Raw genomic sequence first — 12645 nt, 5'->3', positions numbered from 1 at the left:
TGCAGAGTGTGCGCAGCTGCATGGCCCTTGAAAAACGCAAAATGCTCTGCCCTACTACGACAAATACTCATCATGGACTGCCCCTGGCATGGTTGAACGTCTGCCCCCGTTGTATGCACTGCGCGCCTTTGAAGTGGCGGCGCGCACCTGTTCGTTCACCCGCGCCGGGGAAGAGCTGGCGCTGACCCAGAGCGCCATCAGCCGCCATATCCGCACCCTGGAGGCCCAGTTCGGTTGCCGCCTGTTCGAGCGCCACGGCCCGCGCCTGCGCCTCACCGATGCCGGGCGGCGTCTGGCCGAGCAACTGGGGGCGGGCTTTGCCCTGATCGAACAGGCCTGCCAGCCGTTTCGCAGCGCTTCGCGCCACCTGCGCCTGAAGGCGCCCTCCACCCTGACCATGCGCTGGCTGCTGGGCTGCATCCAGCGTTACGCCCAGGCCGACACCGTGCAGCTGGCAAGCGTGTGGATGGACGTCGACAGCGTGGATTTTGCCAGCGAGCCCTACGACTGCGCGGTGCTGCTGGGCAATGGGCAGTTCGGTGGGCAGGTCGAGGTGTGCAGGCTGTTCGATGAGCGATTGATCCCGATCTGTGCGCCGGGGTTGCTGGGGGATGGCGTGTGGGATGCGCAGCGGCTGGCCGGGGTGGCGTTGCTGCACCCGTCCAATGACCGGCGGGACTGGCAGCGCTGGCTGCGCGGGGCGGGCCTGCTCGAGCAGGTCGACCTGCAGCGCGGCACGCTGTTCGATACGCTGGAGCAAGGGATTGCGGCGGCCATGGCCGGGCATGGCGTGTCGATCGGCGACCTGGCGCTGGTGAGCGACGATGTACGCGCCGGGCGGCTGGCGTTGCCGTTCGAACAGGCGGTGGCAACGGGAGATGCCTACTACCTGGTGTGGCCGGTGGGCAGTGCGTGGCGCGAGAGCATCGAGGGGCTACGGGTGTACCTGCTGGGGCAGTTGCCGGCCTGAAAAACTTCGCGGGTCAAGCCCGCTCCCACAGGTACGGCGCTGGTTTCGAGAACGGCGCTGTACCTGTGGGAGCGGGCTTGACCCGCGATAAGGCCCGCAAGAGCGACCTCAGAACCGCGTCGTGGCACTCACCCCGAACGTCCTGCGATCCCCCCGCGCATCCCACGCCACATCGAACGGCAGCGGCACGCTGTCGGTCTTGTACTGCTTGTCGGTGAGGTTGTTCACGTAGGCGGTGAAGTCCAGGTCATATTGCCCGCCCACATGGTACGTGGCGCTGGCATTGCCCAGTGTGTAGCCACCCTGCGACACGCTGTGGTCGGCCTGCGCGGTGGGCAGAAAGAAGATCCGGCTCTGGTAGCGCCAGTCGGTGCCCAGGGTGATGTCGTCGCCGTTCTCCAGCGCAATGCGATAACTGCCCCCCACCGCCAGCGTGCGCGACGGCGAACGTGCAATGCGGTTGCCCGAGTAGTCCACACCCCCCGATTCGAAGTCCTGCAACTCGGTATGCAGCAGCCCCAGCGAGCCATGCAGTTCCAGGTTGGCCAAGGGCAGCGCCTGCAACTCGAACTCGGCACCGCGTATCACGCCCTGGCCGCTGTTGGTCAGCAACGACACCACCTGCCCGTTGCGCACCGACACCGCGTTCACCTGGATGTCCGAATAGTCGTAGTAGAACACGTTGGCATTGGCGATCAGGCGCTCGTCGAACCACTCGCTCTTGACCCCCAGTTCGTAGGCGTCGACGTTCTCCGGCGCCACCACCGAGGCTTCGGCCTGCACCTGCGCCCCGCCGCTGAAGCCGCCGGAACGAAAGCCCTTGGCATAACGAAAGTACACCCGCGCGTTGTCGTTGAGCTGGTATTCGGAGGTGAAGTCGTAGGTCAGCTTGTTCCAGGTGCGTTTCTCGTCCTGCACCACCGTGGTCGCCAGCGGCCCGCTGTAATGCTTCCACCAGTCGTTGCGGTTGCTGAAGTCGACACTGGCAGCATCCGGCGCGGCCACCCGGCGCAGGTCGATGTCCTTTGTTTCGCGGGTCCAGCGCAGGCCGGCGGTGAAGCTCAGGTCGTCGGTGGCCTGCCAGGTGCTGCTGCCGAACAGCGCGAAGCTGTCGGTCTTCTGGCCGATGTCGGTACGCCCGAAGTCGGCCACGCCGAAGGCCTGGTTGTAGGCTTCGGGGAACAGCGCGTTGCTGTTGAGGCTGTCGAGCTGTTCGTGGAACAGGTGGGTGCCGACGATCCAGCTCACCGGCTGGTTCTTCGCCGACGACAGGCGCAGCTCCTGCGACACCTGCTTCCAGCGGTCGTCGTTATAGCCACGGCCGAACTCGTAGATGCTCATGTTCGGGCTCTGGGCCTTTTCGTGCACGTCGTCGAAGGCGGTGATCGAGTCCAGCTGCAGCTCGCCCAGGTCCCACTTGAGCGCCAGTTGCAGGCCGTTGTGCTCGATGCGGTCATCGGCCTTGCCGGTGAAGGCGACCTTGTCGGAGGCAGGCTTGGGCGCAGGCCCGAACAGCGTGCTGCCGCCCGGCCCGGCACCCCAGGCGCGGGCCACGATACCTTGCCCCTTGTAGTCACGGGCGTGCAGCTGCAGGGTGGCCTGCAGGTCGTCGTTGACCTGGGCCAGCAGTTGCAGGCGCAGGGCCTGGTCGTGGATGTCGCCGGCGGTATGGCCATCGACCTCGTTCTTGAGCTGGCCGTCGCTGCTCTGGTCGATGAACGCCACCCGCGCGGCCAGGCGGTCCTTGACCAGGGTATCGCCGTAGGCACCTTCGTACAGGCGCGAATTGTAGTTGCCCAGGTCGAGCTTGAAGTAGCCGTTGGCGCCGTCTTCGAAGCTTGGCTTGCGCGACACGAAGTTGATCGCGCCACCGGTGGTGTTCTTGCCCCACAGCGTGCCTTGCGGGCCGCGCAGCACCTCGACGCGCTCCATGTCGTAGAGCGGGAAGCCGGTGGCCACGTGCGGGTCGATGTACACGTCATCGGTATAGATGCCCACCGGGTACACGGTGGTCGAGGCCATGTCGCCCGAGCCCATGCCGCGGATGTACCAGCGCGGGCGCTGGTGCCCGGCGAACTCGGGGGCGATGGCGTTGGGCACGTTCTGCAGGGCCTTGCCGGCACTGAAGCCGCCGCCGCTGCGGTCGATCTGGCGGTCACTGACCACCGAGATCGCCGAGGGTACGTCCTGTACCGATTCTTCGCGCTTCTGCGCGGTCACGGTGACGGTGGGCAAGGCGTCGGCGGGCGGTGCGGCGGCCAGGGCGGCGGTGCCGTGCAACGTGGCGGCAATGGCCAGCGCAAGGGGTAGATAGGCGGTAGGGGCAGGCATGGCGGGGGTTCCGATGAGTCAGGGTAAGCGGACTATCGCAAGCAGCGTGCCAATGCTTTATGTAGTTGAATTCTATGAATTTTATGGATTATTCGAACAGCGACTGCTGACCAGGCAACAGTGTGGCAGCAGCGGGTTGTGTGCTGGGCATCAGGGCTGCTTGCGCAGCCCATCGAGGGCCAAGCCCGCTCCCAAAGTGATCACCGCCACCCTGCAAGAGCGGGCTTGACCCGCGAAGCTTTTACCAGTCGTAGGTCAACTCAAGCGCCGCCGTACGCTCCTGACCGTAATAGCAGCCAAACGCATACACGCACGTCGACACATACTCCCGGTCGAACAGATTCTGCACGTTCAGGCTCGCCTGCAGGCCCTTCAACCCCAGCTGCGCCAGGTCGTAGTTGATCGTTGCGTCATACACCACGAACGACGGTGTCTTGAAGGTGTTCGCCGAGTCCCCGTAGTTCTTGCCGGTGTACCTGGCCCCTGCCCCTACTGTCAGCCCGGCCAGGCTGTCGTCGAAATGCCAGGCCACCCAGCTGCTGGCCGACCACGGTGCCTGCGCCGCGTTGCGGTTGCCCTCGTCGCCGTCGGCGCTCTTGGTGCGGAACGAATCCAGGTACGACAGCGCCAGCAGCAGGTCCACCTGCCCCATGCTGCTCTTGGCCTCCAGTTCGATACCGCGCGAGCGGATCTCGCCATCCTGGGTCTGGTACATCGGGTCGTCGCGGTCGGTGGTCAGCACGTTCTTCTGCTTGATCTGGTACACCGACGCCGTGATCAGGGTGTTGTCCTGCGGCTGGTACTTGACCCCCACTTCATACTGCTCGCCCTCGATCGGCTTGAACGAACTGGCACCACGCGCCGGTGAGCTCTTGCCCACCGACGGCATGAACGATTCGGCATAGCTCACATAGGGCGCCAGGCCGAACTCGGTGACGTAGGTCAGGCCCACTCGCTTGGTGAACTTCTTGTCCTTCTGCGGCACCTTGCGCTGTGCCGGGCTTTGCGCCAGCAGGTCGCGGTTCTCGACCTCGGCCCAGTCCTGGCGCCCGCCCAGGGTCAGGATGAAGCGGTCGAAGCGGATCTGGTCCTGCACGTACAGGCCGGTCTGCTTCACCGTGTTGTCCCACTTGGTGGTCAGGGTCGGCACGCCGTCGGTGTGGTAGTTGGTGGGGTTGTACAGGTCGATGATCTCGGCGTTGTAGAGGTTGTAGCCCTGGTAGCGACGGGTGAACTTGCGGTAGTCCACGCCGCCCAGCAGGGTGTGCTCCAGCGCCCCGGTGCTGAACGTGCCCTCCAGGTTGTTATCGATGCTGTAGGTGGTGTTGTGCTGGCGCCAGTCCAGCTTGGTGCGGGTGGCGCGGGTATCGTCGACCACGCCGTTGGCATCGGTGACGAAGCGGTTCAGGTAGAAGCCGCGGTAGCGATCGTTGACGTCGATGTAGCGTGCACTCTGACGAAACTTCAGGTTGTCGTTGAACACGTGCGACAGGTCGTAGCCGAACACCTGCTGGTCGCGGGTGTAGGCGTTCCAGTCGCTGTCGCCCAGGAACACGTCGCGGTCGATATGCTGGCCGCGGCTGTTGCGATACAGCGTGCCGATGACCGGCAGCGCCTGATAGTCCGCCGCGCCCTTGTCGCGCTGGATCTGCGCGTAGGCGGTGAACTCGGTCTGCTCGTTTGGCGCCCAGGTCAGGCTCGGCGCGATCAGCGTGCGCGACTCGTCGGCATGCTCGACCTGCTCGTTGCCGCTCTTGGCCAGGCCCACCAGGCGATAGCTCAGGGTCTTGTCGGCGTCCAGCGCACCGCCCACGTCGAAGGCACCCTTGACCCGGTCATAGCTGCCATAGCTGAGCTTGACCTGATGATGGTCCTCGTTGCCCGGGCGCTTGGACACCAGGTTGATCATGCCGCCCGGCTGGTTCTGGCCGTACAGCACCGAAGCCGGGCCCTTGAGCACTTCGATGCGTTCAAGCAGGTAGGGGTCGATCTGCGGCGCGCCGCCCAGGCTGCCGGCATACGGCAGGTAGGCGCCATCCAGGTACAGCAGGGTCGGCGCAAAGCCGCGGCTGCCGATCTCGTCGGCGATGGTGTTGCGGTCGGTGTAGCCGTTGGTACTCAGCCCCGGCGTATAGCGCAACGCCTGGGTCAGGTTGCGAGCGCCCTGGGTCTGCACTTGGGCGGCGGTGACCACGTTGACTGCCTGGGGGATTTCGAGGATCGGCGTGTCGGTCTTGGTGGCCGTGGCGCTGCGGGTGGCCACGTAACCTTCCACCGGGCCGCGCGCGTCTTCCAGGCTGCGGCCATCGATGGCGGTGGGCGCCAGGTTGAGCGCGGCGCCATCGCTCAACGGGTACAGGCTCCAGGTGCCGCCGCGGGTGCTGCCCAGCCCCAGGCCAGTGCCGGTCAGCGCCTGGCGCGCGGCCTGTTCGGCAGTGAAATTACCGCGTACCGCAGCGGCACGCTTGCCCTCCAGCAGCGCCGGGCTTACCGACAGGGTGTGCCCGCCTTCGCGAGAGATACGGCTGAGCGTCTCGCCCAGCGGCCCGGCCGGCAGGTCGAAACGGTGCACGACACTGCTGGCCGCGATGGCGTTGTCGGCCTGCGCAGGCATCGTCGACAGCGGGCCAAGGGCGATGGCCAGGGCCAGCAGCCCTGGGCGGAAAGTCATGTGTGACATGGTGGCAAGGTGCTCGTTGTAGGTTGGCATTCAACGAGCAAGACCGACGAAAACGCCAACCCCCTCACACCGGGTGCAAAAAAATCAGCGCGCCTCTATTCGGGTCAGCCAGCCGCCGTACTGCTCCAGGCGAATCGGCAAGGTCTCGGCCAATGCGTGCAGGGTGGCATCGCTGTCATCCAGGCTGAACACCCCGAACACCCGCACCTGCGCCGCCTGCGGGCTTGTGCGCAGCAGCCCCGGACGATAGCGGCGCAGCACTTCGACCACCTCGCCCAAGGGCTCGTCGTGTACCACCAGTTGCCCGCTCTGCCAGTCGGCGCGGCTGCGCAGCGACACTGCTTCGGGGTGGATACCCTGCGCATCGAAACGCGCCGCCTGGCCCTGTTCGACAACGCTGCTGGCGCCCCCACGGGTGGTCAGTCGCACGCTGTGCTGCTGCACTGCCACCAGGCTGTGGTCACGGCTCTGGCGCACCAGGAACTGCGTACCCAAGGCACGCGCCTCGCCGTGCGCCGTGGCAATCACGAAGGGCCTCGCGGCATCGGCCGCCACCCTTACCAGCACCTCACCTTCACGTATCAGCACACGGCGCTGCGCAGCGTCGAAGCGAATGTCCACGGCGCTACGCGCGTTGAGCAACAGTTCGCTGCCATCGGCCAGGGTCACGCGCTTGCGCTCACCCGTGGCACTGTGCAGATCGGCAAACAGGCCTTCGAGCGGTGTCAGACGGTTGGCGATGCCGCCTGCACCCAGCCCCAGCAGCATCGCCAGGCCGCCACCCAGCACCTTGCGCCGGCCGTGCACGGGCGCCGCCAGCAAGCTGCGACTGGCGGCCTGGAGCTGGCCGGGGCTGCGCGCCTCGGCTTCTTCGAGGCTGGCCAGCGGCTGGCTGAGCAGTGCATTGACCCGCTGCCAGGCGTGGCGGTTGGCCGGGCTGGCCGACAGCCAGGCTTCGAAGGCCTGATGCCGCGCATCGCCAGGCGGTACCGACTCCAGCCGCAGCAACCAGTCGACCGCCGCCTGGGTGGCCGAATCCACCTTGGGCACGCTCATGGGCCCACCACGCTCAGGCAATGCACAAAGGCGCGGCGCAGGTCGCGCTCCACCGTCGCCAGCGACACGCCCAGTTGCTCGGCTATTGCCGGCTGCGACAGGCCTTCCAGACGATGCAGCACGAACGCCTGGCGCACCCGCAGCGGCAGGCCCGCCAGCAGACGGTCGATGCTCTCGATGGCCTCGCGCACCAGGGCCAGGTCTTCTTCAGAGGGGCTGAAGCTGTCGGGCAGCAAAGCCAGCTGCTCCAGGTAAGCGCGCTCCAGGCTGCGGCGGCGCCACAGGTTACGCAGCAGATGGCGCGCCACGGTGGCCAGGAAGGCCCGGGGCTGCTCCAGCTGTGGCAATTGCTGCGAGCCCAGAGCGCGCACGAACGTGTCCTGGGTCAGGTCGGCGGCATCCTGCGGGCAGTGCAACTGGCGATACAGCCAGCCGCGCAGCCAGCGGTAGTTGTCGCTGTAGAGCGCGGTGAACAGGGCGTTGGGGTCTGAAGGCGTGGGCACGCTGGGCAAATCCGACACGAATGGTAATTTGTCTCATTATCATGTTGATGTTTTGCCGTGAAAGCAATGCTGCCCTGCGACAACGCCTTGATTTAAGGTAGGCGCTTGCTGCCACCCACCAGGAGCCTGCCGATGATCCGCCCCGCCACCGCCCACGACGTTGCACCTGTACAGGCACTGATCGAGGCTGCCTATGCGCTGTACATTCCACGCATCGGTGCCAGGCCGGGGCCGATGCTTGAGGATTACGCCGCGCTGATCGCCCAGGGTCGGGTCGAGGTGTTCGAAGAGCAGGGTCAGGTGCTCGGTGTGCTGGTACTGATCGCCCAGGCCGATGGCCTGTTGCTCGACAATGTCGCGGTAAGCCCGGCCGCTCAGGGCCGCGGGCTGGGGCGACAACTGATGGCGCATGCCGAAGCGCGGGCCCGGCAGTTGGGGCTGGAGGTGGTGCGGCTGTACACCAATGAAGCGATGAGCGAAAACCTGGGGCTGTATGAGCGGCTGGGTTATCGCGAAACCCACAGGGCCGAGCAGGCGGGGTTTCGGCGGGTGTTCATGGAGAAGCGGCTGGGCGACTGAAGTGCCTGGCCGGCAAGGCCGACGTCTACAGGCGTAGCGCTGAACCTGTAGGCGCCGGCCTTGCCGGCGAAGGGGTGTCTCAGTCTTCCAGCGGCTTGGGCGGCGCAGCCGGCTTGGCGGGCTTGGCCGGTTTGGCAGGCTTGCCCGGCTTGCCCTCTGGCGCAGGCTCGGCGGCGGGCGCTGCGACCGTCGGCGCCACAATGGCCTTTTCGCTGGCCGGCAACTGGTCGACCGCGGCGAAGATCTGCTCCGGCTCCACCGTGCCGTCATGCTCGATGATGTGCTTCTCGCCGTCCTTGCCCACCAGCACCACCTGGGTGCCCTTGCGCGCGCCCAGGCTGAGTTCGCGAATCAGCGCCATGGTGGTCTGCTGCTCGAGGTTCTTGTCGTCACGCTTGCCGACCATGCCCGCCACGCTGTAGAGCACCAGGTTGCGCTCCTCGAACTTGCTCTTGGTCGCCGGGTCCTTGAGGGCCTCGTTCAGGGTGCGCAAGGTCGGGTCGGCGGTGCTGGGGGCAATCACGATCAGGGGTCTGGACTTGCCCAGGTCAACGGCCAGGGGCGCGTCGTCGGCGAGCAGCGGGCTGGCGACTGCCAGCAGGGTGGCGAAGGTCAGTGACCGAACAAGCATGTGCATCTCCTTCTTGTTTCCATGCACCAAAGACTACAGATCAAAGCGAAAGATCCGAGCGAGCCTAAACGACTGCCCGCGTGTGTGGACGTTTACAAAAGTAACTTTCGGTTTCAAGGGTAGCTGTGCATGTGCAGAGGATAGCTGAAGGTCAGGGATGTGTCGGGCTACTGGCCCCTTCGCCGGCCAGGCCGGCTCCTGCAGGTTCGCTCAATGGTGGTGTGCAGGGGCGCAACAGCCCCATCAGAACAACCCCATCTGCCGATCGATCAGGGTGCTGAAGTCATCCCCCACAAACGGCAGTATCGCATCGGCCACCGGCTGCAGTTGCCGGGTCAGGTAATGCTCGTAGTCGATGCCGTTGCGCCGGTTTTCCAAAGGCTCGGGCCCGGCCAGGGTCATCACGTAGCTGATCCACCCGCCATTCTGGTACTGGCGTGGCCGCCCCTGGCTGTCGTTGAACTCGTCGGCCATGCGCGCCGCCCGCACATGCGGCGGCACGTTGCGCTGGTAGTCGTCCAGGGGCCGGCGCAGGCGCTTGCGGTAGACCAGCTGATCGTCCAGCTCCCCGGCCAGGGTGCGCTGCACGTAGTCCTTCACATAGGCCTGGTGCGGCCTGCGCTCGAAAATGCGCTGGTACAGCTCCTGCTGAAAGTGCTGGGCCAGCGGCGACCAGTCGGTACGCACGGCCTCCAGGCCCTTGTAGACCATCTCGTCGGGCCCGCCCTCGCGGTGCACCAGGCCCGCATAGCGCTTCTTGCTGCCCTCCTCGGCACCGCGGATGGTGGGCATCAGAAAGCGCTTGTAGTGGGTTTCGTACTGCAGCTCCAGCGCATTGTCCAGGCCGTACTCATCGCGCAGGTGCTCGCGCCACCACTGGTTGACCTGCTGCACCAGGGCACGCCCGATCTCCCCGGCCTGCGCCTCGTCATGGGCCCGCTTGAGCCACACGAAGGTCGAGTCGGTATCGCCGTAGATCACCGTGTAGCCCTGGGCCTCGATCAGCTCGCGGGTACGGCGCATGATCGCGTGCCCGCGCATTGTGATCGACGACGCCAGGCGCGGGTCGAAAAAGCGGCAGCCACTGGAACCAAGCACCCCGTAGAAGGCGTTCATGATGATCTTCAGCGCCTGCGACAGCGGCGCATTGTGTTCGCGCTTGGCCTGCTCGCGGCCCTGCCACACGCGCTCGACGATGGCCGGCAGGCAATGCCGGGTGCGCGAGAAGCGTGCGCCGCGAAAACCCGGCACCGAGTGTTCGTCATCCGGCTCGCGCAGGCCCTCGACCAGGCCGATGGGGTCGATCAGGAAGGTGCGGATGATCGACGGGTACAGGCTCTTGTAGTCCAGCACCAGCACCGACTCGTACAGGCCGGGGCGCGAATCCATCACGAAGCCGCCGGGGCTGGCCTCGTCCGGGCGCCCGCCCAGGCTTGGGGCGACGAAGCCCTGGCGGTGCATCAGCGGTATGTACAGGTGACAGAACGCCGCCACCGAACCGCCGCTGCGGTCGGCCGGCAGGCCGGTGACCGTGGCGCGTTCGAGCAGAAAGGTCAGCAGCTCGGTCCTGGCGAAGATGCGCGTGACCAGCTCGCAGTCCTTGAGGTTGTAGCGCGCCAGGGCCGGCTTGTCCTCGGCGAACATGCGGTTGATTTCGTCCATGCGCTGGTACGGCGTATCGATGGCCTTGCCTTCGCCGAGCAGGGTCTGGGCGACGTTCTCCAGGCTGAACGAGGGGAAGCTCCAGGTCGCCGACCGCAGCGCCTCGATGCCGTCGATGATCAGGCGCCCTGCAGCGGCGGCAAAAAAGTGCGTGCGGCTGCCGTGCTCGCGCCATTCCATCACCTCGCCGCCGCGCCCCAGGAGCAGCGGCACCTGCAACTGCTGGGCATGGGCGTGCAGCACGCGCAGGTCGAACTGCACCAGGTTCCAGCCGATGATCGCGTCGGGGTCGTGCCGGGCCATCCAGTCGTTCAGGCGCTCCAGCAGCTGGGCACGGCTGGCGCAGTACTCCAGGTCGAAGTCCACGCCACTGGCGTCGCCGTTGGCCGGGCCGAGCATGTACACCTGGCGCTGGCCACAACCTTCCAGGGCAATCGAATACAGCTCGCCGCGCTCGGTGGTCTCGATGTCCAGCGACACCAGGCGCAGGTTCGGCCGGTAGTCCGGGGCCGGCTTGAGCTGGGCGTCGAGCAGCAGGCCGTCGGCATCGGGGCGGCCGCTGAACGTCACCGGGGCAGTGATGAAGCGCTCCATCAGGTAGCGCTCGGGCGGGCGGATGTCGGCTTCCAGCAGGTCGACGCCCGCGGCGCGCAGGCGTTTTTCCAGCTGCATCAGCTGGCGATGCTGGCGGCAGTACAGGCCCAGCACCGGTCGGTGGCGGAAGTCGCACAGCGCCAGCTCGCGCAGCTCGACGTCGCGTTCGGTGCGCAGCACCGCCTCGACATGGGCACGCTGGGTGGCGGCGACGAACGCCACCGACGTCTGCACGGGCAGGCGCAACTGGCGCGGGCCCTGGTCGGTCGCCAGCCAGAACTCCACGCATGTGCCCTCTGGCGTATCCCGCCAGTGCCGGGTCAGGACAAAGCCCTGTTGAACCTCCACCGCTGCAACCTCGTACCCCTGTCAATGCGCCGATTCTACCTGATAGTGCCGGGCTTACCCGGCATTGCGCCGCCCCAGCGGAAAACCGTGCCGGTGCGAACGCAGGGTCAGGGTCAACGCCAGCCCCACCAGCGCCAGCAGCAGCCACGGGAAACTCTGCACGCCCCAGTGGCTCAGCAGCACGCCGCCCACCAGCCCGGCCACGGCGATGGCCAGGTTCCACACGGTGACGATCATCGACTGCGCCACGTCCGCGCCCTCGCCCGCCGCATCGGCACTGGCGGTCTGCAGCAGGGTGCCGGCGCCGCCGAAGCTCAGGCCCCACAGCGCCACACTGAAGTACACCAGCAGCGGCGCACCGGTAGCCAGGCCCAGCAGCACCGACGCCACGCCGAAACCGACCAGGCTGCCCAGCACCAGCCGGCGAAGGTGGCGGTCGATCAGCACGCCCACCACGCCAATCCCCACCAGCGCGGCGCAGCCGAACAGCAGCAGTACCGGGCCGGTGCTGCCGGCCATGCCGCCGGCCTGCAGAAACGGCACGATGTAGGTGTACAGCACGTTGTGCGCCAGCACCCAGGTGAAGATCACCGCCAGCACCGCGCTCACCCCGGGGGTGGCCAGCACCTGACCGATGGCGGCACGCCTGCCGGCCGGCAGGCCGTCGAAGTCCGGCACGCTGAGCAGCACCCAGCCCATCAGCACCAGGGTCGCCAGCGACACCAGCACGAAGGTGCTGCGCCAGCCCAGCAGGTCGCCCAGCCAGGTGCCCGCCGGCACCCCCAGCGACAGCGCCAGGGGCGCGCCGATCATGGCCACCGCCATCGCCCGGCCCTGCTGGCTCACGCTGACCATGCGCCGTGCGTACCCGGCGATCACGCCCCACGCCAGGCCGGCCGCCACCCCGCACATGAAGCGCGCCGCCAGGGTCAGGCTGTAGTGCTCGGACACCGCCGTCACCGTGTTGAACACGCCGAAGCCGAGCACCGCCAGCATAAGCACCCTGCGTCGGCGCCAGCCCTGGGTCAGGGTCACCAGCGGGATCGCCGCCAGCAGCGAGCCCAGCGCATAGGCCGTGACCAGTTGCCCGGCCATCGCCTCGCTGACCTGCAGGCCGCTGGCGATGTGCCCCAGCAGGCCGGCCGGCAGGGTCTCGGTGAGAATCGCGATGAAGCCGGCCATCGACAACGCCAGCAGGCCGGACAACGGGAACGCCGGTTCGGCCTCCACCCCTGCTGCGGCCTGGGCCGGACAACTGCTCTGGGACATGGTGCAAACTCCTGAAATAAAA

The 12645-nt window shown here is 66.7% G+C and carries 9 protein-coding genes; 2 read left to right on the top strand and 7 right to left on the bottom strand.

Features of this window, described 5'->3' with window-relative positions; all coding sequences use genetic code 11:
• Nucleotides 1-88: 88 nt before the first annotated feature.
• Complete coding sequence (locus DN388_RS09850; RefSeq protein WP_254999293.1) at nt 89-970, top strand: LysR family transcriptional regulator; 882 nt, start codon at nt 89-91, stop codon at nt 968-970.
• 108 nt (nt 971-1078) lie between these two features.
• Here the strand turns inward: DN388_RS09850 and DN388_RS09845 are convergent, their stop codons facing one another.
• The 4 genes from DN388_RS09845 to DN388_RS09830 form a co-directional block, all read right to left on the bottom strand.
• Nucleotides 1079-3301: a TonB-dependent receptor gene (locus DN388_RS09845; protein WP_254999291.1), complete on the bottom strand. Its 2223-nt coding sequence runs from the start codon at nt 3299-3301 to the stop codon at nt 1079-1081.
• Between the two features lie 241 nt (nt 3302-3542).
• Nucleotides 3543-5981, bottom strand: coding sequence for a TonB-dependent siderophore receptor (locus DN388_RS09840; protein ID WP_254999282.1), 2439 nt, complete (start codon nt 5979-5981; stop codon nt 3543-3545).
• A gap of 84 nt (nt 5982-6065) precedes the next feature.
• The gene (locus tag DN388_RS09835) at nt 6066-7037 is read right to left on the bottom strand and encodes a FecR family protein (RefSeq protein WP_254999281.1); all 972 of its coding nucleotides are present in this window, start codon (nt 7035-7037) and stop codon (nt 6066-6068) included.
• Nucleotides 7034-7540 carry a sigma-70 family RNA polymerase sigma factor gene (locus tag DN388_RS09830; protein WP_043860201.1) on the bottom strand — a complete coding sequence of 169 codons (507 nt, stop codon included), beginning with the start codon at nt 7538-7540 and terminating at the stop codon, nt 7034-7036. The genes DN388_RS09835 and DN388_RS09830 overlap by 4 nt, the downstream gene beginning before the upstream one ends.
• A gap of 132 nt (nt 7541-7672) precedes the next feature.
• Between DN388_RS09830 and DN388_RS09825 the strand changes: the two genes are divergently transcribed.
• Complete coding sequence (locus DN388_RS09825; RefSeq protein ID WP_043860196.1) at nt 7673-8119, top strand: GNAT family N-acetyltransferase; 447 nt, start codon at nt 7673-7675, stop codon at nt 8117-8119.
• Nucleotides 8120-8198: 79 nt separating this feature from the next.
• Here the strand turns inward: DN388_RS09825 and DN388_RS09820 are convergent, their stop codons facing one another.
• The 3 genes from DN388_RS09820 to DN388_RS09810 all read right to left on the bottom strand — a co-directional run bounded on the left by DN388_RS09820 (nt 8199) and on the right by DN388_RS09810 (nt 12623).
• Nucleotides 8199-8750, bottom strand: coding sequence for a DUF4174 domain-containing protein (locus DN388_RS09820; RefSeq protein ID WP_100633825.1), 552 nt, complete (start codon nt 8748-8750; stop codon nt 8199-8201).
• 243 nt (nt 8751-8993) lie between these two features.
• Entirely contained in the window at nt 8994-11354 is a 2361-nt protein-coding gene (locus tag DN388_RS09815) for a DNA polymerase II (protein ID WP_254999276.1), read from the bottom strand.
• Nucleotides 11355-11408: 54 nt separating this feature from the next.
• Nucleotides 11409-12623 carry an MFS transporter gene (locus tag DN388_RS09810; RefSeq protein WP_116054556.1) on the bottom strand — a complete coding sequence of 405 codons (1215 nt, stop codon included), beginning with the start codon at nt 12621-12623 and terminating at the stop codon, nt 11409-11411.
• Nucleotides 12624-12645: the final 22 nt, after the last annotated feature.

This window comes from Pseudomonas sp. S12(2018) (assembly GCF_024355235.1).
In the GTDB taxonomy this organism is placed as follows: Bacteria; Pseudomonadota; Gammaproteobacteria; order Pseudomonadales; family Pseudomonadaceae; genus Aquipseudomonas; species Aquipseudomonas palmensis.
Note: the sequence above shows the minus strand (reverse complement) of the source record. Positions and strands in the feature narration are given on the sequence as shown.

Bases quoted from the DNA above. Each gene is read 5' to 3' on its own strand.
- DN388_RS09850 (WP_254999293.1), top strand. From the start codon at position 89: ATGGTTGAACGTCTGCCCCCGTTGTATGCACTGCGCGCCTTTGAAGTG.
- DN388_RS09845 (WP_254999291.1), bottom strand. From the start codon at position 3,301: ATGCCTGCCCCTACCGCCTATCTACCCCTTGCGCTGGCCATTGCCGCC.
- DN388_RS09840 (WP_254999282.1), bottom strand. From the start codon at position 5,981: ATGTCACACATGACTTTCCGCCCAGGGCTGCTGGCCCTGGCCATCGCC.
- DN388_RS09835 (WP_254999281.1), bottom strand. From the start codon at position 7,037: ATGAGCGTGCCCAAGGTGGATTCGGCCACCCAGGCGGCGGTCGACTGG.
- DN388_RS09825 (WP_043860196.1), top strand. From the start codon at position 7,673: ATGATCCGCCCCGCCACCGCCCACGACGTTGCACCTGTACAGGCACTG.
- DN388_RS09820 (WP_100633825.1), bottom strand. From the start codon at position 8,750: ATGCTTGTTCGGTCACTGACCTTCGCCACCCTGCTGGCAGTCGCCAGC.
- DN388_RS09810 (WP_116054556.1), bottom strand. From the start codon at position 12,623: ATGTCCCAGAGCAGTTGTCCGGCCCAGGCCGCAGCAGGGGTGGAGGCC.